At 58.6% G+C, this 17529-nt stretch carries 23 protein-coding genes; all 23 read left to right on the top strand.

Annotated features, from left to right (window positions below; all coding sequences use genetic code 11):
• The first annotated feature begins 7 nt into the window (after positions 1 to 7).
• The 23 genes from CIT31_RS36075 (at position 8) to CIT31_RS16655 (ending at position 17454) form a co-directional block, all read left to right on the top strand.
• On the top strand, positions 8 to 484 hold the full coding sequence (locus CIT31_RS36075; RefSeq protein WP_095519541.1) for a helix-turn-helix domain-containing protein: 477 nt from the start codon (positions 8 to 10) through the stop codon (positions 482 to 484).
• 60 nt (positions 485 to 544) lie between these two features.
• Positions 545 to 727 (top strand): hypothetical protein, encoded by a 183-nt coding sequence (locus tag CIT31_RS16760; RefSeq protein ID WP_095519540.1) that lies wholly within the window; start codon positions 545 to 547, stop codon positions 725 to 727.
• The gene (locus CIT31_RS16755; RefSeq protein ID WP_095519539.1) at positions 724 to 972 is read left to right on the top strand and encodes a hypothetical protein; all 249 of its coding nucleotides are present in this window, start codon (positions 724 to 726) and stop codon (positions 970 to 972) included. The genes CIT31_RS16760 and CIT31_RS16755 overlap by 4 nt, the downstream gene beginning before the upstream one ends.
• Before the next feature lie 20 nt (positions 973 to 992).
• Entirely contained in the window at positions 993 to 1445 is a 453-nt protein-coding gene (locus CIT31_RS16750; protein ID WP_133116174.1) for a hypothetical protein, read from the top strand.
• An 851-nt stretch (positions 1446 to 2296) separates the two neighbouring features.
• Complete coding sequence (locus CIT31_RS16740; protein ID WP_206073382.1) at positions 2297 to 3163, top strand: hypothetical protein; 867 nt, start codon at positions 2297 to 2299, stop codon at positions 3161 to 3163.
• Positions 3164 to 3196: 33 nt separating this feature from the next.
• Positions 3197 to 3457, top strand: a complete 261-nt coding sequence (locus CIT31_RS16735; protein ID WP_095519536.1) for a hypothetical protein — start codon at positions 3197 to 3199, stop codon at positions 3455 to 3457.
• Positions 3432 to 4733: a phage terminase large subunit gene (locus CIT31_RS16730; protein WP_095519535.1), complete on the top strand. Its 1302-nt coding sequence runs from the start codon at positions 3432 to 3434 to the stop codon at positions 4731 to 4733. The genes CIT31_RS16735 and CIT31_RS16730 overlap by 26 nt, the downstream gene beginning before the upstream one ends.
• A gap of 3 nt (positions 4734 to 4736) precedes the next feature.
• A complete protein-coding gene (locus tag CIT31_RS16725; protein WP_095519534.1) occupies positions 4737 to 4940 on the top strand; it encodes a hypothetical protein in 204 nt (67 codons plus the stop codon).
• Positions 4941 to 6962 carry a portal protein gene (locus tag CIT31_RS16720; RefSeq protein ID WP_095519533.1) on the top strand — a complete coding sequence of 674 codons (2022 nt, stop codon included), beginning with the start codon at positions 4941 to 4943 and terminating at the stop codon, positions 6960 to 6962.
• A 3-nt stretch (positions 6963 to 6965) separates the two neighbouring features.
• Positions 6966 to 7208, top strand: a complete 243-nt coding sequence (locus tag CIT31_RS16715; protein WP_095519532.1) for a spike base protein, RCAP_Rcc01079 family — start codon at positions 6966 to 6968, stop codon at positions 7206 to 7208.
• A gap of 1 nt (position 7209) precedes the next feature.
• A complete protein-coding gene (locus CIT31_RS16710) occupies positions 7210 to 8022 on the top strand; it encodes a hypothetical protein (RefSeq protein ID WP_095519531.1) in 813 nt (270 codons plus the stop codon).
• 40 nt (positions 8023 to 8062) lie between these two features.
• Positions 8063 to 8935: a hypothetical protein gene (locus tag CIT31_RS16705; protein ID WP_095519530.1), complete on the top strand. Its 873-nt coding sequence runs from the start codon at positions 8063 to 8065 to the stop codon at positions 8933 to 8935.
• Positions 8936 to 8979: 44 nt separating this feature from the next.
• Positions 8980 to 10233, top strand: coding sequence for a P22 phage major capsid protein family protein (locus CIT31_RS16700; protein WP_095519529.1), 1254 nt, complete (start codon positions 8980 to 8982; stop codon positions 10231 to 10233).
• 30 nt (positions 10234 to 10263) lie between these two features.
• Positions 10264 to 10479: a hypothetical protein gene (locus tag CIT31_RS16695; RefSeq protein ID WP_095519528.1), complete on the top strand. Its 216-nt coding sequence runs from the start codon at positions 10264 to 10266 to the stop codon at positions 10477 to 10479.
• A 12-nt stretch (positions 10480 to 10491) separates the two neighbouring features.
• The gene (locus CIT31_RS16690; RefSeq protein ID WP_133116173.1) at positions 10492 to 11742 is read left to right on the top strand and encodes an O-methyltransferase; all 1251 of its coding nucleotides are present in this window, start codon (positions 10492 to 10494) and stop codon (positions 11740 to 11742) included.
• A gap of 3 nt (positions 11743 to 11745) precedes the next feature.
• A complete protein-coding gene (locus CIT31_RS16685) occupies positions 11746 to 12390 on the top strand; it encodes a phage adaptor protein (RefSeq protein ID WP_095519526.1) in 645 nt (214 codons plus the stop codon).
• Complete coding sequence (locus CIT31_RS34270) at positions 12387 to 12554, top strand: hypothetical protein (RefSeq protein WP_165778478.1); 168 nt, start codon at positions 12387 to 12389, stop codon at positions 12552 to 12554. The genes CIT31_RS16685 and CIT31_RS34270 overlap by 4 nt, the downstream gene beginning before the upstream one ends.
• A complete protein-coding gene (locus tag CIT31_RS16680) occupies positions 12551 to 12778 on the top strand; it encodes a hypothetical protein (RefSeq protein WP_095519525.1) in 228 nt (75 codons plus the stop codon). Before CIT31_RS34270 ends, CIT31_RS16680 begins: the two co-directional genes overlap by 4 nt.
• Positions 12775 to 14592 carry a DUF4397 domain-containing protein gene (locus CIT31_RS16675; RefSeq protein ID WP_095519524.1) on the top strand — a complete coding sequence of 606 codons (1818 nt, stop codon included), beginning with the start codon at positions 12775 to 12777 and terminating at the stop codon, positions 14590 to 14592. Before CIT31_RS16680 ends, CIT31_RS16675 begins: the two co-directional genes overlap by 4 nt.
• Before the next feature lie 53 nt (positions 14593 to 14645).
• The gene (locus CIT31_RS16670; RefSeq protein ID WP_133116172.1) at positions 14646 to 15020 is read left to right on the top strand and encodes a hypothetical protein; all 375 of its coding nucleotides are present in this window, start codon (positions 14646 to 14648) and stop codon (positions 15018 to 15020) included.
• Positions 15021 to 15023: 3 nt separating this feature from the next.
• Complete coding sequence (locus CIT31_RS16665) at positions 15024 to 15860, top strand: hypothetical protein (protein WP_095519522.1); 837 nt, start codon at positions 15024 to 15026, stop codon at positions 15858 to 15860.
• 92 nt (positions 15861 to 15952) lie between these two features.
• Positions 15953 to 16168 carry a hypothetical protein gene (locus tag CIT31_RS16660; protein ID WP_095519521.1) on the top strand — a complete coding sequence of 72 codons (216 nt, stop codon included), beginning with the start codon at positions 15953 to 15955 and terminating at the stop codon, positions 16166 to 16168.
• A 113-nt stretch (positions 16169 to 16281) separates the two neighbouring features.
• Positions 16282 to 17454, top strand: coding sequence for a hypothetical protein (locus tag CIT31_RS16655; protein WP_133116171.1), 1173 nt, complete (start codon positions 16282 to 16284; stop codon positions 17452 to 17454).
• Positions 17455 to 17529: the final 75 nt, after the last annotated feature.

Raw genomic sequence — 17529 nt, 5'->3', positions numbered from 1 at the left:
TTTCACCATGCAAGTATTTGCCTATCAGGCAACAGAACGCGGCATTAGAGCGCGTCATGCGGCGCAATTTGCGGACGAACGCGCAATGCGCCTTGCCGCACAGCGCGCCACATATGAGGCGGAACTTGCCGAGCGGGAGCGTATTGAAAGGGTTCGTGCAGAAGCTACCGAAAGAGCCAGAGCATATGCGGCCGAGCTTCGTCTTGCTGGCTTTCGATTCCGCCCAACTGTGGCCGAGATCGAGCGCCGGGCCTGCCGTGTCTTCGGTGTCACCCGGAAGGAAATCCACAGCAACCGGCGATATCAGGAAATCGTCTTCGCCAAACAATTCGTCATGTATTGGGCCGTTCGGCTGACGCCTCTTTCCTTGCCACAGATAGGCAGATTGATTGGTGATCGAGATCATACAACGGTCATCCACGGATCGAATTCGTATCCCCAGAAAAGGGCCAAGATGGGCAGGTTTCTGAGGGCCGTTAGGTAGCTAAGTCTTTGCGATTAAAGCAGAAATCGGCTAGAATGCAAATCACTTCTGGAGCCTGAGATGACCGAGCCATTCCTGACGACAAGCGGCCAGTTGGCCTATCGCAAGTACGTTCCTAACCGGGTAGCGCTCGGCATTCCCATGACCGCCAAAGGCGAAGGCGATTGGGTGAGTTTGCCGTTCCTGTCCATTCTTTCGGAGGCTGGCGCCGCCCTCTCTCCAGCCAATAGAGCAGAGCCATGAGCGAGATACCCGAGGACATCCTCAAGACAGCCGCGGAGCTTGTGGAGATGCAATCCGTCTGGATACGCGACAAGCCACACGAGACGTGCGCCAAACTCATCGCAGAGGCGCTTATGGCAGAGCGGGAGCGCTGCGCCAAGATTGCTGAAGCCGCAGGCCGCGAACTTGAGCCATCATTCGTGGCCGATACAGCTTGGGCAATAGCCGAAAGCATCCGCTCTCCAGACACAGATCCTAGCACATGAAGCCGAGAAGGGCCATTCAGATGACGCCAGGCTACGACGGCGCCGTTGAGATCGACACGCACGTCCGCATCACTGCGACACGCTCGGAAGCCCGCTCGCTTCGTTGCCGGCCGGGGACGTTCTCTTGGCGTTACGCCCGTGACGGCGCACCAACCGCGCTTTACCATGCTGGCTGTGACTTTGCCATTCTGTGGGAGAAAGCAGGAACCGCGTCTGCCTCTTCGCCAGACTTGGGTGCCGTTGGCGGTGGCATGTGGCGCGGCGTTCAGGTTGGGCGTCTCGAAGCGATGGACAAGATCGATGCCGCACGGAAAGATATTGGCAGGTGGGCGACAGCAAGATTGGTAGATTATTGTGTAATGGGCTCAACAGCTTCAGACATGGCTACCAAATACGGGTATGATGACCGACACATGGCCATCATCCTCAATGAAGATTTGAAGGCCTGCGCACTTCATTTTGAATATCTGTAGGGACGCGATGACTGCTCAATGTTCTGTCGAAGGTTGCGAGAGATCTTCACATGCTATTGGCATGTGTCGCCCCCATTATGGCCGGTGGAAGCGCAGCGGAAGTACTGACGGGATTAGATCCTTGCGCGGCGCTGCGGAGCGCTATTTCAACGAAACAGTTCTCAAGCACGACGGCGACGAATGCCTGATATGGCCGTTCGTCATCAACAATGGGTACGGTCGGTTCACACATGAGGGGGAGATGCAATACGTCCACCTCGTTGTGTGTGAGCGCGTCAACGGGCCACCTCCAACGCAATTTCATCAGGCTGCACACTCATGCGGCAAAGGTAAGCAGGGTTGCGTCACGAAGCGCCATCTGTCTTGGAAAACCAGGACAGAAAACGAGGCGGATAAGTTGGAGCATGGAACCCATAACCGGGGGGGCCGCCACCCGCTGGCCAAACTGAGTGAGATCGACGCGCGGCGCATAGTGGCGCTCAAGGGAGTCGTTTCTCAAAGTCGCCTAGCAGCCGAGTATGGCATAACGCGTGAGGCGATCAGTTCCATACACCAAGGCAGGACGTGGGGATGGCTATAAATTCTTTATCGTTACGACACGTTCCGTATTGACATCGGTAACGAATACCCCTAGGGTGCACGTTATCGGGCGATTTGCGCCCAACCCAATCCCAAAAATCACAGATAAACAGTGAGCCAGTCTATCCGGTAAGTTCCGCAATTGTGGCGCTTGGATGGGCTGGCTCCGTCCCTTTGCAGGCCTCGCGAGTGTCTCACGCCCGTGAGCGTTGCGGACAAGTGCCGATCCTTGGATCAGCCGCCTGCAAGCCCTTGTTGACAGGGAGCATAGCATGACCCTGCATTACACAGACGGACCCGCTGCGGACATAGCCAAAGCCGGCTTCAATCTCGCTGACGTTTCGTATGTCTCTCAACTCAATGCGCTGCCTGAAGGCATGAAAGGTCTTGTCTGGGTCGGCAATAACGTCGGCGCCACCACAGCCTTTCAATCGCTGGTTCGCCCGTTCATCAATCATCCAAAGCTCTATGGCTTCCGCCTAGGCGACGAACCTGACATCACCGGACGATACAAGCCCCGGACGGATCCTGCGCATCTGATGGCGGAATCGGATTACATCCACGAGACTTGTCCTGGTGCAAAGACCTTCGTCACGCTGATGGACATGGGTCCATACGAGGCTTCGACCTTCGCCAACACCTACAATTACGCCAACACCCACATTGACCTGTTCGGCATCGACCCCTATCCGGTTCGCCTGCTCGACAACGGCACGACGATCTATGATATCAACTTCATAGATCGGATGGTGAAGGCGGCACTTGACTCAGGCATCGAGCTTGAGCGGATTGTTCCGGTATTCCAGGCATTCGGCGGCGGCAACTGGTCAGTCTACACCGCCGGCCAGCGCGGAAAATACAAATTCCCGACCGCGGCACAGACGAAAGAGATGTTCGAGCGCTGGGCCAAGCTTGTTCCCAACCCGGAAATGGATTTCGCCTACATCTGGATGGTCAAGGAAGGCCATATGTCGCTTGGCGGCACGTCGGCTGCTGAGTTGGAAATCCGTGAGCTGTACCGGCTGCACAACACTTATGTTCCTCCGGTTGTAGTTGAGCCACCACCCCCAGAACCATCGAAGTATGCAGCCATCGCGCAGACGCTTCGCACCCTCGCTGAGCAGTTCGAATCCCTCTGAAATAAACCCGGCAACAATCCGAAAGGAACTGCCATGGCTGCCCGTCTCAACCTTCGCCAGCAGGATCAAACCCGCTCGGCAATCCAGACAAGTCAGCTCGTAAATCGCTTGCAGTCCTATGCGTTAGGCGAAATTGCCGAGATCGAGACAGGCAGGCTCAAGGCGATCGAGATCCTGTTGCGCAAGACGCTGCCCGATCTGTCTGCAGTCACGCTCGCAGGCGACGAAGACAACCCGGTCAATGTGGTGCATGTAATCGAGAGACGCCTTGTCCGGCCGAACGCTGGCAATTGATGTTGCCGAGGTTTTCGAGCCTCTGCTTGCCCCATCACGATACAAAGGCGCCCACGGCGGCCGAGGCAGTGGCAAGTCGCATTTCTTCGCCGGGATGCTGATCGAGGACAGCCTTGCGGAACCGAGTATATCGGGATCGGGTTTGCTCTCGGTCTGTGTCCGTGAGGTGCAAAAGAGCCTGAAGGATTCGGCCAAGCGACTTATCGAGGCCAAGCTGATCGAATATCGATTGGGTGAGGCTGACGGCTTCAAGGTCTTCAACGAGAAGATACAAACGCCTGGCGATGGGGTGATCCTGTTCCAGGGCATGCAGGACCATACAGCGGAATCGATCAAGTCTCTGGAAGGATTTAAACGTGCTTGGGCAGAAGAAGCGCAAACCCTCTCCACAACCTCTCTCACGCTGCTACGTCCGACGATTAGGGCCGATGGTTCGGAGATCTGGGCTAGCTGGAATCCACGAAGGAAAAACGATCCGATCGATGTGCTTCTCCGAGGGGCAACACTTCCGACCGGCTCTCGTGTCGTCCGCGCGAACTGGTCTGATAACCCATGGTTTCCATCGGTTCTTGATGTTGAACGTCGAGACTGCCTTAACAACGACCCCGATCAATATGCGCACATTTGGGAAGGCGATTACGCGACAGTTCTGTCTGGCGCGTACTATGCGCGATCTCTGGCTGAGGCCCGCGCGCAAAAGCGCATAGGCAACGTTGCTCGCGATCCTATTCTCCCAGTTCACGCGATCTGGGACATAGGCGTCCGCGATGCAACCTCGATCTGGATTGCGCAGTTCATCGGCAAGGAAATCCGGGTCTTAGACTATTACGAGGCAGTCAGGCAGCCGCTAGCCGCACATCTCGATTGGCTGAGAACCAAGGGCTACGGCTCGGCAGAATGCATCCTGCCTCATGACGGGGCGAAAGAGGATGCAATCACGGCCATCCGCTTCGAGGATCATATCTCCGCGGCAGGCTTTCAGGTTCGCACCATACCTAATCAGGGCAAGGGCGCGGCACTCAAGCGTGTTGAGGCAGCACGGCGCATCTTCCCTGCCATTTGGTTCAACGAGGCCACATGCGCAGCCGGCATCGACGCGCTGGGCTGGTATCACGAGAAGTATGACGAGGCCCGCAATATCGGCCTTGGTCCCGAACATGACTGGGCTTCGCACGGCGCCGATGCTTTCGGCCTGATGTGTGTTGCTTACGAAGAACCGATAGAGCGCAAGCGCGCTGCCGCACCTCGCTACGGTGCCGGCGGCTGGATGGGTTAGCTGATGAAGTTTCCTGAGCGCGGCAGCTTCCATCACATGGTTTACATCGATTTCGTGTGCGCCATGAAGTGCGGCCAACGAAAGAAGATCGTGGCCAGTCAGATCATGGCTGCGCGCCAGATGACCCGCCGTCAGGTCATGTACATTTACGACAAATACATCAAGCCGCAGTTCCGAGCCGGCGTTCATAAGAGCGAGCTTGTGTAGATGGCCAAAGCCAAGAAATCCAGCGAGGACGACGATCTGCTTCGCGCAGCGCTGGATGATTTCCAGGCTTGCGAGGATGCAGAGAGCACCAATCGCACGACCGCGCTTGCGGACATGACGTTCTCCCGGCTGAACGATCAATGGCCGGCTGACGTTGCCAAGCAGCGCCAGGTCGAAGGCCGCCCTTGCCTCACCATCAACAAGCTGCCGACCTTCATTCGCCAGGTGGTGAACGATGCCCGGCAGAACAAGCCCTCGATCAAGGTTCATGCGGCCGACAGTGGAGCAGATCCCGCCACCGCGGAACTGATCAACGGGCTGATCCGCAACATCGAATATGCTTCCAACGCCGATACCGCTTACGACACGGCCACGGAATGCGCTGTTTCGGGCGGCTTTGGCTATATCAGAGTCGGCATGGACTATGCCTATGACGATGCGTTCGACATGGACATCACCATCAACCGGGTGTCGAATCCGTTCTCGATCTATGGCGATCCGAACTCACGCAACGCCGATAGTTCCGACTGGGATAAGGCGTTCGTAGTCGATCGGCTGAGCAAGGAGCAGTTCAAAGCCCAGTATGGCGACAAGGCACAGGTCGATTGGGACGATGCCTCATGGAATGACGTTAGCACAAGCTGGCGTGATGGCGATTTCGTCACTGTTGCCGAATGGTGGACGCGTGAGGAAGTAGAACGGCCCATCTTTCAGCTTTCCGATGGGTCTGTCCACGATATGGAGGCCATGCAGTCGGAGCAGATGCAATTCCTGCTCTCCACTGGGCAAATCAAGGTCGTGCGCGAGCGTCAGGCCAAGTCGTGCAAGGTCACGCAACGCATCATGTCCGGTGCCGAAATCCTCGAAACCCGCGACTGGCCCGGCCGCTACATCCCGATCATCCCGGTTTATGGCGATGAGTTCGACATTGAGGGCAAGCGCTATTTCCGCTCGCTGATCCACAACGCTGTGGATGCGCAGCGGATGTTCAATTACTGGCGCACGGCGTCAACTGAGCTCGTCGCGCTCGCACCCAAGGTGCCGTACATCGGCGAGCAGGGCGCCTTTGATGTCGATCAAGAGCGCTGGAACACGGCCAACACCAAAAGCCATCCTTACATGGAATATAAGAAGGGCGCCCTTCCTCCGCAAAGGCAGCCGCTTGACATGGGAACGGCTGCTGGAGCGCTTCAGGAGGCTCTGAACGCATCCGACGACATCAAGTCCATCATCGGCCTCTATGATGCCTCCCTGGGCGCGCGTTCGAATGAAACATCGGGTCGCGCCATCATGGCCAGGCAGCGCGAGGGCGACGTTTCGACGTTCCACTTCATCGACAACATGTCGCGCGCCATTCGCCACACCGGCCGTGTGCTGATCGATCTCATTCCAAAAGTCTATTCCGGCGAGCGGATCATTCGCATCATTGGCGAGGACGGCACGCAGGAAGCCAAGCCGATCAACAAGGAATACCCGCAGGTTGATCCGAAGACCGGGCAGCCGATGGTTGACGAGCAGGGCCAGGCCATCATGGCCATGCACGACCTGACAGCGGGCAAGTACGATTTGACTGTCACCACTGGCCCGAGCTTCACGTCACGACGTGAGGAAGCCGCTGCTTCTATGACTGAGATGGTCCGTGCCTTCCCGGCTGCGGCTCCGATCATCATGCCGGAGCTTGCCAAGCAGCTTGATTGGCCAGGCGCCGACAAGATCGCCGACAAGATGGAAGAGATGGCATCTGGTCAAGTGCCGCCCGAGCTTCAGAAGCAGATGCAGGAAATGCAGGCGCAGATGCAGAAGCTGGCTCAGGAAAACCAGCAGTTGAAGGCCGACAAGAGCGAGAAGATCGCCGAAATCGAGGCTGAACAGCAAATCCAACTGATCAAGGTGCAGAGCGAGGAAAAGATCGCCGCTGCCAAGATCCAATCCCAGCAGCAAGTCGAATTCTACAAGGCGCAAACCCAAGCCGCCATTGCAGCGGCCAAGCCAAAACCCAACGGCCAATCGGCGCAAGGATAACCCATGGCAAGCCCTATTGAAGCACTCGCAGCCGGTGATGCTGCAGCCGTCACCGTGAGCGATTCCACGGTTGTTGCCTTCGATGCCGTTTATGTCGGCGTGACCGGCAACGTCGCGGTTCGAACCGTCAGAGGATCGACCGTGACGTTCGTTGGTGTTCCGGCTGGTTCCATTCTGCCGGTCAAGTGCGATCGGGTCATGTCCACCAACACGACGGCAACCAGCCTTGTCGGGTTGAAATACTAGCATGGGCCTCTCGCTCGGGCCTCTCGGGCTAAGCCTCATCAGTTCAAGGCAGGTCGTCTTCGCGCCGGAAGCACTTGCGCTCTTTGCCCGTTTCACGACGCCACCGACCGACGCCCGGAAGACGCTGATCAACAACCGCATCCTGGCTGCCAAGGCTTCAGGCGCATGGGCGTTGCGAGATGCCTTCTACATGATGGCTGCTGCCGATGCACAGGCCGCTCAGCGCAATTGGAAGGCAGACACGTTCAACCTGACCCCGACTGGCACCATCGCTTTCGAGGCTGACCGCGGCTACACTGGCAACGGGGTAGACGGATATCTAGCCACAGGCTTCACGCCATCAACAGCAGGCGGGAACTTTGCCCTCAACAGCGCACATCTGTCCGTCTGGTCGCGGACTGACGCGCAGTCGGGTGCTGTGGTGATGGGATCAAGGACGGCAGCGACTACATCTCAGGCAGCGCTGGTCCTTCGAACCACACTCGACGCCGTCTCATATCGCTTGAATGTCGATGCCACGCCCGCAACCAGCGCGTCACCTAATAGCTCTGGAGGCTTCGTTGCCAGACGATCTACCTCTACTGCGATGGCCGCATTTCGGAACGGTGTCAGTCTCGGTACTCAAACTGTCACATCTACCGGACTGTCAACGGCTGCCATAGTGATCGGCGCGATCAACACCGCAGGCGTCATCAGTTCATTCAATTCATATCAGTTAGCATCGGCAGGCTTCGGTGGGAACCTCACCGACGCAATGATCCTCGCCGAATACAACGCCGACCTTGCCTATCTGCAGGGCGTCGGCGCCGCCTAGTTTTTTCTAACCGCAACAACCCATGAAAGGGATTGCACCCATGGACGGTGAACAGGAATCTATTGCCCTCGAAGCGGAAGCGCCAATCGAGCCAGTGGAGCCGAACGAACCGGAAAACCTCGAAGCCGCCGAACCTGTCGAACCCGGCGAAGTCGAGGATGAAGAGGCAAGAGAACCCAACCCAGAAGAAGAACTCGAGGAATTCGACTGGGACGGCAAGAAGATCAAGGGGCCGAAAGGTCTCAAGGACGGCGTGCTTCGGCAGGCCGATTATACGCGTAAAACCCAAGCAGTCGCCGAAAAGGAACGAGCACTCGAAGCGCGTGCTGCGCAAATCGAGCAGGCATCCAAGGTCGGCGAAGAAGAAATGAATGCCCGCGCGGCGCTGATCAGCATCGATTCGGACCTCAAGTCCTATGAAAATGTCGATTGGGACGCATGGGAAACGCAAGACCTGTTTGCCGCCCAGGCAGGTTTTCGCAAGTTCCAGCAGTTGAAGGCGGCGCGCGGCGAGGTCGCGGGATACCTCGGAGAACGGCAGAAGGCTCGCACTGAGCAGACGCAGCAGGAAACTGCCAAGCGCCTTCAGGAAACGCGCCGTTACGCCGAAACACAAATCAAGGGCTGGTCCGAAGAGGTTGACAAGAAAGTCACCGATTTTGCGACAAAGGAACTCGGGTTCGACTGGAATACGCTCAAAGGAGCGTACACCCCGGCCGTCTATCGGGCGCTCCATCTCGCATGGCTCGGCCACCAGGCCATCAACACCAAACCCAATGCACCCGCTCCAAAGCTTTCCGTCGAACCGTTGAAGGTCGTCGCGGCCAAGGCCAACCCGCCAGCCCGAAAGAACCTCGCTGAGATGTCGATGGAGGAATACGTGGCGCACGCCAAACGAGAAGGGCGCATCTAACTCAACCCGTTTGAACGCGGCCAAGGCCGCCCGAAGGAACCACAATGTCCAACACCACACTGACTGCGGACATCATCGCCAAAGAGGCCGTGATGATCCTCGAGAACGAACTCGTCATGGGCAATCTCGTCTATCGCGGCTACGAAGACGAGTTTTCCAAGAACATCAACGGCTATAAGGTCGGCGAAACCGTTTCCATCCGCCGCCCGACTGACTTCACCGTCCGCGACGGCAAGGTTGCCGCCATTCAGGATGTCGTGGAAGGCAAAATCCCGGTCACCGTTGACAAGCAGAAGGGCGTCGATTTCAAGTTCTCGTCTCAGGACCTGACCCTGCAGATCAAGCAGCTTTCCGAGCGCGTCATCAAGCCGGCGATGATCCAGCTTGCCAACCAGATCGATCGCGATCTGATGGCCGAGTACAAGAACATCCCGGGCAATGTGACCATCCCCTCGGGCGGCATCAACTCGTTTGCCGATTTCGCCCTTGCCCCGGAATACATGGACAAGACCTCCGTGCCGCAGGAAGACCGCTATGCGGTTCTGTCGCCGGCTGATCATTGGGCCATGCTCGGTTCTTCGACCGCCCTCTACATGCAGGACGTTGCCAAGGATGCCTTCCGCAAGGCTCGCATCGGCCGCGTCGGCAATGTCGATACCTACATGTCGCAGAACGTCCCGACCCACACCACCGGCGACCGCACCGGCACGGACCTGATCGATCTCACGATCGTTGATGGTACGTTCACCTGGGCGAGCGTGAAGGACTCGACCTCCATCACCATCCACATGGATGGCTATGCAGGCGCGACCTCGACCATCAAGTATGGCGACACGTTCACGATTTCGGACGTGTACGATGTCAACCCGGTGACGAAGGAAACTCTTGGGCACCTCAAGAAGTTCGTCGTCATGGCTGACGCTGTCGGCTCGGGCAACGAGTCCGACGTGCTGATCTGGCCGCCCATCATCCTCTCGGGCGCTCAGAAGACATGCCATCTCTCGACCGGCACCGACATCAACGACAACACCGTCACCTGGCAGGGCGTGGCCTCCACCGGCTATGTCCAGAACCTGTTCTTCCACAAGAACGCGTTCGCCCTGACGATGGTCCCGCTGGTATCGCCTCCCGGCGCCATCGACGTTGCCCGCCGCACCTTCAAGGGCGTCAGCGTCCGTGTCATCCCGTACTATGACGGCACCAACGACGACAGCAACTGGCGTCTGGACGTTCTGTACGGCACGGACACGATCGATCCGCGTCTTGCCGTCCGCGCCTCGCTCGCGGCCGACATCTAATCCCCTCAAATCTGAAGAAAGGACACTCTCATGGGTGCAAAACAGCTTTCCGATAAGGGTCCGGATGGGACCCGACTCGGCCAGTCCGCGACGGACAAACTGGCATTCTATGCGCTTTCGACGCCTATCGCGCGTCCTTCGGTCACCTGGCCGAATACCGCGACGGCGACGACTGCGCTGAACGAGCTCAAGGCCAACCGCCTTATGGCGGCTCTGGTCGCGCTCGGCCTCATCGTAACCACCTGATCGGGAGGCCCGGTGTCTTATCGCTATTATGATGCCGGGCCTTCTGCTTCCGGGCAGAAGGTCATGCTGGCCACGACCGTCTATGACAGCCCGGACGCCAGTTACGTGTTTTCCATCGCCAGAAGCCGAGAAGCGCTTACGGCGGTGGGCATCCAGTCCGCCTACTATCTCCTTCAGGGCAATTGCCACGTCGATGACGGCCGCAATGCCGTTGTCGGGGATTTCCTCAAGTCCGACTGCACGGATCTTGTCTTCCTAGACGCCGATGTGTCGTGGGAGCCCGACGCGCTGGTGACGCTCTGCCAGATCGATCGCGATCTCGTCGGCGGCGTCTATCCCTATCGTCGCGAAAGCGAAGAAGAAAACATGCCGGTTCGCATGCTGGCCGGCGTCAACGATGTGGACGAGGATGGTCTGTTGGAGGTCGAAGGGCTTCCAACCGGCTTCATGAAGATCAAGCGCCACCTCCTTGAGACGATGGCCGCGACCGCCAAGCACTTCCTCAAGAATGACGGGCTGCATCCCGTCCTGTTCGAAAGGGACTATTTTGGCGGCGGGCGCAGGGGCGGCGATATTCGCTTCTGCATGGTCTGGCGGGAGATGGGCGGCAAGGTCTTCGCTGCTCCCGAACTAAAGCTCGGCCATTGCGGCAAGGCGGTGCTGAAAGACACCCTTGGGGCATCCTTGCGGCGCCGGAACGGAACCTCTCTCCCATGGCTGGTTGAGCGCATCCAGGCAAGAGACGCGAAGCTCGCCACCTTCGAAGAAGTCTTCAAGGCACTCGGCAACAAATGGTCAGCCGCACCAGATGTCCTGCAACTGGCTGTTGGGCTGGCGCGGTCTTCCGATGGCCCCGTGCTGGAAATCGGCTCCGGGCTTTCCACCATCGCCATGGCGGCGACCGGAGCGAAAATCTGGTGCGTGGAGCATGACCCGCACTATGCCGAGAAGTTGGAACAAATGGCCGCCGTCGCTGGCGTGTCAAGCAATATCGTCTTGGTCACGGCCGATCTGAAAGACGGCTGGTACGACCTCACCGACGAACTTCCCGAGGCATTCGGGCTGGCTTTCGTTGATGGACCGCCGCGCAAGCTGGGTGACAGGCTAAAATTCTTCGAACGGCTCGGAGACCGTTGCAAGGTCATTCTGTACGACGACGCCAGCGATGTGATGATCGGCCCGAGGGTCATGGATTGGGCAAGGGCGCAGGGCCGCGAAGTCCAGAAGGACGGTCGCGCCGGCGTCATCCTGCCGAAAGGATAGCCGATGGCGATCACGAATTACACCGAGCTTCAGGCGGCTGTCACCAACTGGATGACGCGCGGCGACATGGCTGGCGAGGCGGCGGACTTTATCGCGCTCGCCGAAGCTGCCTTGAACCGCGAGCTTGGCCCTGTCGAAGTTGATACGACGCTCACCGGCACGGTGTCATCGCGCGCCATAAGTATTTCTGCGCTGAGCATCGTTGCGCCAATCGGCCTGTTCCTTGCCCAATCCGGCATCGATGAAGTCGAGATGACCCGCAAGGATGACGGCACGTTTCCCTACCGGGTGTCGAACGGATATCCCCGCTATTGGGCGATGGACGGAACCAGCATTGATTTCGACTGCCCGCTTGACCAGGCTTATCCGTTCCGCTTCCGCTATCGCCAGCGGTTCGCGCTTTCGGTGGCGGCTCCGACTAACTGGCTGCTGACCTATCATCCCGACCTTTATCTCGCGGCAACAATCGTTTGGGGCGGCATCTTCATTCAGGATAATGACGCCATGTCCCGCTGGGCCTCGGTTCTCAACAGCGCGCTCCCATCGGTCAAGAACATCATCGCACAGGGCAAGCGCAGCATCTCGTCGGTTGACCCCGGCTTGATGCACAGGCCGCACTATAGCTACCAGGACTGGATGTATCAGTGACCATCATCCAGAAGCTCGCCGAACTCGGCTTTACCGATGCGACCGATCTTGGCTCCAAGAACGGCAAGACGCTTGTTCGCGTCAGGACGAGCAAGGGATGGGCTTACGAGCGCTTTGCGAGCGTCGATGACGTTGTTGTCTGGGCAAGAGGCCGCACGCCGTGACAAGCAACGTTCTCAAATTCGAACCCGTCGAGATCGGCGAAGGCTTCAGGTTCGATTCCGACGAAATCCTTGAAGGCGCCAAGGGACAGGTATTTACGACGCTCGCCATCCTCGGTCAGCTTGAAGACGGCTCCATCTGGGTAAGCGGCAACGCCAATGCCGGCGAAACACTCGTCCTCATGGAGCGCGCCAAGCATCATCTGGTATTCGGTGAAGACGAATGACGGTTGTCCCCTTCTCTGCATGGCTGCCCGACCAGGCAGACCTGAACGGGCAGTCCACAGGCGACATCCTGAACGTGTTGTGCTCGACCGGCTCCTATCTGCCGTTTCCCGATCTGGAGGCGCTGTCTTCGGCTCTCTCTGCCGAACCGCTGGGATTCTTCACGGCAAGAAGCCTGAGCGGGCAGGTGACCATCTTCGCCGGCACCACGACAAAGCTGTATGTGCTAAATAACACAACACTGGCATGGGACCATGTGTCTAAACTGGCGGCTAATCAGGTCGTCAACGGGACGTTTGCTGCGGACACCAACTGGACCAAGGATGCCGGATGGACGATTGCGGCCGGTGTCGCCACTGCCACCACGGCCGCTAGCGGCAATTCCATCTCTCAAGCCCAGTCGTTCACTGCCGGCACGATATACAAGGTTGTATTCACCGTCTCGGGCTTTTCGGCGGGCGGTGTTCGCCCTGTCATTTCCGGGGGCACTTCTGTCAACGGCACGACAAGAGCGGCAAACGGGACGTTCACCGAGTATCTAACGGCGGTCACCGGCAACACCACGTTCGAGCTCGAAGCGGTCGGCACGACCACGCTCAACGTCGATAACGTGACCGTTCAGGCGCTAACCAACTATGCCGCGAACGACACCGCGCGCTGGTGTTTCGAACAATTCGGCGAATACGTCGTCGCCGTCAACATCAATGACGATCCGCAGGTTTTCGAACTTGGCGTTTCGACTGAGTTCGCCAATCTCGCAGGTTCCCCGCCAAGAGCGTCTTTCGTCAAGGCATGGGGCGATTTCCTCTGTCTGATGCAATTGGCCACCGATGCCAACCGGGTGCACTGGTCTGCCCTGAACGACATTGAAGGCTGGACGCCAGGCACTGACAATTCGGACTTTCAGACGTTCCCTGAAGGCGGTGTGGTTCAAGGCTCATCGCGGGCCACAAACCCGCTGATCATTCTGGAGCGGGCCATCTATCTCGGAACCTTCGTTCCCGGCTCATCGATCATCTTCTCATTTGTCAAGATCCACGACGGGCGCGGGGCCAAGTCGCCTTATTCCATCGCTTCCCGCGGTGAAAACACCTTCTTTGCCGATGAGGGTTCATTCTTCCAGATCACATCAGATGGGGCAATTGCTGACATTGGCTTTGAGAAGGTCAGTCGCACCATTTTCGGGCAGTTGGCCGCATCAGATGCCGCAACGATGATCGGGGCGATCGATCCGTTCTATTCCCGTGTTTACTGGACCATGGATTTGACCGGCGCCGGCATCTATGGCGCCATCCTGGTCTATGACTGGCTGCAAACGCGCTGGTCGATCGCCAACCAGACCAACGTGGGCATTTTCCCGGCTGCGACCGCTGGTTACACGTTGGAGGGGCTGGACGCGATTTCGACCAACCTGGATACGCTGACCTATTCACTGGATTCGAAGGTGTGGCAGGGCGGGGCCCCTATCCTGGCTGCATTCGGATCTGATTTCACGCTCGGCTTTTTCAACGGCTCAAACAAGGAAGCCATCATCACCACGCAGGAAAAGGGCGACCTTGCCGGCGGTGTCACGCTGATCTCGTCGGTTTATCCGGTTGTGGACAGCGACAGTTGCACGGTGGCGATCGGCTCACGGATGAAGCGCGGCGCCGCCGTAGCATGGACCAGTGAAATCACGCCAACTTCCTCAACGGGACGGGCCGACAAGCTCAATGCATCCCGGTTCCAAAGGGTGCGCGTGACCATCCCGGCCGGCACGACATGGCATCACGCGCAGGGTGTGGATGTCAACGCGAAACCATCGGGTCAGCGGTGACCTATACCGTCCAAAGCACTGCCTCATGGTCGATCGATCAACTGGCGCCGTACATGAGCGACATTCTGGGCGCGATGGGCAAACTGGCCAAGCGCTATCCGAAGGACGTAACCACTGGCGCGCTGTTTCAGGAAGTTCTCGCCGGCAACAGGACGCTGTGGCTGGTGCTGAACGGCGACGCTTTCGTTGCCATCGCAATGACGACGGTTCGAACCATCGATGCGACAGGAACCCGGATATTCACGCTTTGCGACCTCGCCGGCAGGGATGTGGCGAAATTCGCCGATGAGCTGACGACCGCGATGGAAGACAGCGCGGCTCAAAACGACTGTTCAATAATCGCCGTCGAAGGCCGAACAGGCTGGGACAAGTTCCTGAAACCGCGCGGCTACAAACCGCATGCAGTGCTTTGGCGGAAGACGAGGTAAATCATGTCCAGCAAGACAAGCAGCACCACCGAAAGCAAGCCGCCTGCCTGGGCAAAGCCAATGTTCAAGTTGGCAGGGCAGGAGGGGCTGAACCTCTACAATACCGGGGCGGGCGGCAATGCCTATACTGGCTCGACGGTTGCTGACCTGTCTGGCACCACGATGTCAGGCATCAACAACCTCGCCCAAGCCGGCGCGAACACCAACACGGCAGGGACGCGCCCGCTGTTCCAAGGCATCGGCGCCGCGGCTACTGGCCCATCCTTTGCCGAGCAGAACCTTTCGGGCATCGCTTCCGGCGCAGACAATCCCTATTTTGAGCAGGCGCTTGAGGGACAGTTGGGGAAAACGGCATCCAAGGTGCAAAGCCAGTTCGCAGGGGCTGGGCGGTATGGTTCCGGGGCGAATGTCGGCGCTCTGACCGGCGAACTCGGCAACATCCGCTCCAATGCGCTTTCGAACCAATGGAATCAGAACATCCAGAACCAGCTTGCCGCGACTGGCCAGATGGACAGCGCAAGGCAGGCCGGTCTTGGGCTCGGCTTGAACGCAACCAATGCCATGGCCGGGCAGGATCAGAAACAGTTCGAAAACGCGCTGACCGGCGCCGGTGCCACACTTCAGGCCGGCGGCTTGCTCGACAACCAGGCACAGAAGCAGCTCAGCGATCAGGTCAATGCCTGGTACGAGCAGGACAATCAGGACTGGAACCGGCTTGGCCTGCTGACATCCGCGGCTTCGGGCGCAGCTGGTCCTTACGGCACGCAACGCGGCACGTCCACAACGTCAAATCCCATGGGCGCCATTGGCGCCGTAGGCTCAATGTTCGGCGGTAAATAGCGGTCAATAGCGGTCAATAAGGGACAATAAGCATGGGCGGCAATTCATCTTCCACACCAGAAAATGTAGGCTCGCAACTCCAGCAGCTATTCATGCAGGGCATGCAATCGCCCGGCGGCGGCTACCAGCAGCCCAACCAGGTCGCGCCAATCGCCGCTCCACAATACGGCGGGGCGCTTACGCCTTCGACCGATGATGCAGCGGCAGCCACGCGAGCAAGAATGGTGGCCCGCACGCCGATGGCAGCACCGGCTGCGGCTCCGACAGTGGCTAAGAAAATCCAGGGCGGTGGCTTCAGAAGCCGTTAGGGGAACGATAAATGACCCTTCAAGAAATCCTCGCCTCGCTGCTTGGCCCGGGTGCACAGTCTCCGCTCGGCCCGGCAACACAGGTCGGCGACCACCATAATCCGGCTGCCTTGATGCAGGCACAGCAGGGGCTTGCCCAGCCGCATGCCATGCAGATGCCACAGCAGCGCCCTCAACAGGCGATGCCGCCGCAGATGGCTCCGCAAGGCCAGCCGATGCCACAAAACGCTCCACAGGCCGCCCCTGAGGCGAATGGCGGCGGTTTCGGTGGTCTTGGCGGCATCCTGCAGAACATCATCGCCCCGCAGAGCGCTGCCCGCAATAAAACCGTTGGCTGGCTGACACAGCAGGGGCTTGATCCGGGGATGGCGACTATTCTGGCCTCCGACAAGAGCGCTTTGCGTGCGTATGTCATGCAGCGATCGCAGGGCAAGACGCCTATCGAGATCAATGGCCGCCTGGTCGATCCGAACACCTATGAGGTGTTGGCCGACTTCAGCGAGAAAAAAGACCCATCGCTTGTCAATGCCGGTGATGGGAACCTGTACGATCCTCAGAGCAAGCAATGGATAACGGCACCGAACGCGGGCCAGAAGCCTCCGCAAGTTGTCGAGTTGTTCGATGAGACGACCGGCCAGCCCTACAAGGCTACATGGAACACTGAGAAGCGCGAATATGAGCGCGTCGGCGGCATCAAAGCCCGTTCGGGCGGAACCAATTTGACTGTCGGGCCCGACGGCACGGTTACGTATTCCGAGGGCGGCGCACCCGGCATGCCCAAACTGTCGGAAGCGGAAGGCCGCAACGCTGGTTTCTATGGCCGCGCCGCAGAATCGCACAAATTGCTCGCTGATCTTGAAAGAGAGGGCACGAGCCTTTTCAACAAGACGGTTGGTGATGTCCCGCTTGTCGGCAACTACGCACTGTCCCAGGATGCGCAGAAGTTCAAGCAGGCGCAGCGCGATTTCATCAATGCTGTGCTGCGCCGTGAGTCCGGCGCGGTCATCTCTCCGGAAGAGTTTGAAAACGCCAAGCAGCAATATTTCCCACAGCCCGGCGACGGGCCGGAGGTTATCGCGCAGAAGCGCAAGAACCGCGATACGACCATTACCGGCCTGAAGATTTCCGGCGGGCAGGGTTCGCAATTCGCTGTCCCGGCTGCACCACCTCCAGCAGGCGCTACACCTCCCGCCGCTGCGCTGCCGAAGGTTGGCGAATCCCGCTACGGTTATCGCTTCAAGGGCGGCGATCCTTCCGAGCCGTCAAACTGGGAAAAGGCTAATTAAATGCCGCTTCCGTGGGAAGAATACCAACCGAAGAGGCGGGGCAACGCTAGCCCGGTGGGACCGTTCCCTGGCCTG

The organism is Mesorhizobium wenxiniae (genome assembly GCF_002284535.1).
In the GTDB taxonomy this organism is placed as follows: Bacteria; Pseudomonadota; Alphaproteobacteria; order Rhizobiales; family Rhizobiaceae; genus Mesorhizobium; species Mesorhizobium wenxiniae.
The sequence above is the reverse complement of the archived record's forward strand: the minus strand, read 5'-3'. Positions and strand labels throughout refer to the sequence as shown.

Coding starts and splice junctions, on each gene's coding strand:
- CIT31_RS36075 (WP_095519541.1), top strand. CDS start 8: ATGCAAGTATTTGCCTATCAGGCAACAGAACGCGGCATTAGAGCGCGT.
- CIT31_RS16760 (WP_095519540.1), top strand. CDS start 545: ATGACCGAGCCATTCCTGACGACAAGCGGCCAGTTGGCCTATCGCAAG.
- CIT31_RS16755 (WP_095519539.1), top strand. CDS start 724: ATGAGCGAGATACCCGAGGACATCCTCAAGACAGCCGCGGAGCTTGTG.
- CIT31_RS16750 (WP_133116174.1), top strand. CDS start 993: ATGACGCCAGGCTACGACGGCGCCGTTGAGATCGACACGCACGTCCGC.
- CIT31_RS16740 (WP_206073382.1), top strand. CDS start 2,297: ATGACCCTGCATTACACAGACGGACCCGCTGCGGACATAGCCAAAGCC.
- CIT31_RS16735 (WP_095519536.1), top strand. CDS start 3,197: ATGGCTGCCCGTCTCAACCTTCGCCAGCAGGATCAAACCCGCTCGGCA.
- CIT31_RS16725 (WP_095519534.1), top strand. CDS start 4,737: ATGAAGTTTCCTGAGCGCGGCAGCTTCCATCACATGGTTTACATCGAT.
- CIT31_RS16720 (WP_095519533.1), top strand. CDS start 4,941: ATGGCCAAAGCCAAGAAATCCAGCGAGGACGACGATCTGCTTCGCGCA.
- CIT31_RS16715 (WP_095519532.1), top strand. CDS start 6,966: ATGGCAAGCCCTATTGAAGCACTCGCAGCCGGTGATGCTGCAGCCGTC.
- CIT31_RS16710 (WP_095519531.1), top strand. CDS start 7,210: ATGGGCCTCTCGCTCGGGCCTCTCGGGCTAAGCCTCATCAGTTCAAGG.
- CIT31_RS16705 (WP_095519530.1), top strand. CDS start 8,063: ATGGACGGTGAACAGGAATCTATTGCCCTCGAAGCGGAAGCGCCAATC.
- CIT31_RS16700 (WP_095519529.1), top strand. CDS start 8,980: ATGTCCAACACCACACTGACTGCGGACATCATCGCCAAAGAGGCCGTG.
- CIT31_RS16695 (WP_095519528.1), top strand. CDS start 10,264: ATGGGTGCAAAACAGCTTTCCGATAAGGGTCCGGATGGGACCCGACTC.
- CIT31_RS16685 (WP_095519526.1), top strand. CDS start 11,746: ATGGCGATCACGAATTACACCGAGCTTCAGGCGGCTGTCACCAACTGG.
- CIT31_RS16675 (WP_095519524.1), top strand. CDS start 12,775: ATGACGGTTGTCCCCTTCTCTGCATGGCTGCCCGACCAGGCAGACCTG.
- CIT31_RS16670 (WP_133116172.1), top strand. CDS start 14,646: ATGAGCGACATTCTGGGCGCGATGGGCAAACTGGCCAAGCGCTATCCG.
- CIT31_RS16665 (WP_095519522.1), top strand. CDS start 15,024: ATGTCCAGCAAGACAAGCAGCACCACCGAAAGCAAGCCGCCTGCCTGG.
- CIT31_RS16660 (WP_095519521.1), top strand. CDS start 15,953: ATGCAGGGCATGCAATCGCCCGGCGGCGGCTACCAGCAGCCCAACCAG.
- CIT31_RS16655 (WP_133116171.1), top strand. CDS start 16,282: ATGCAGGCACAGCAGGGGCTTGCCCAGCCGCATGCCATGCAGATGCCA.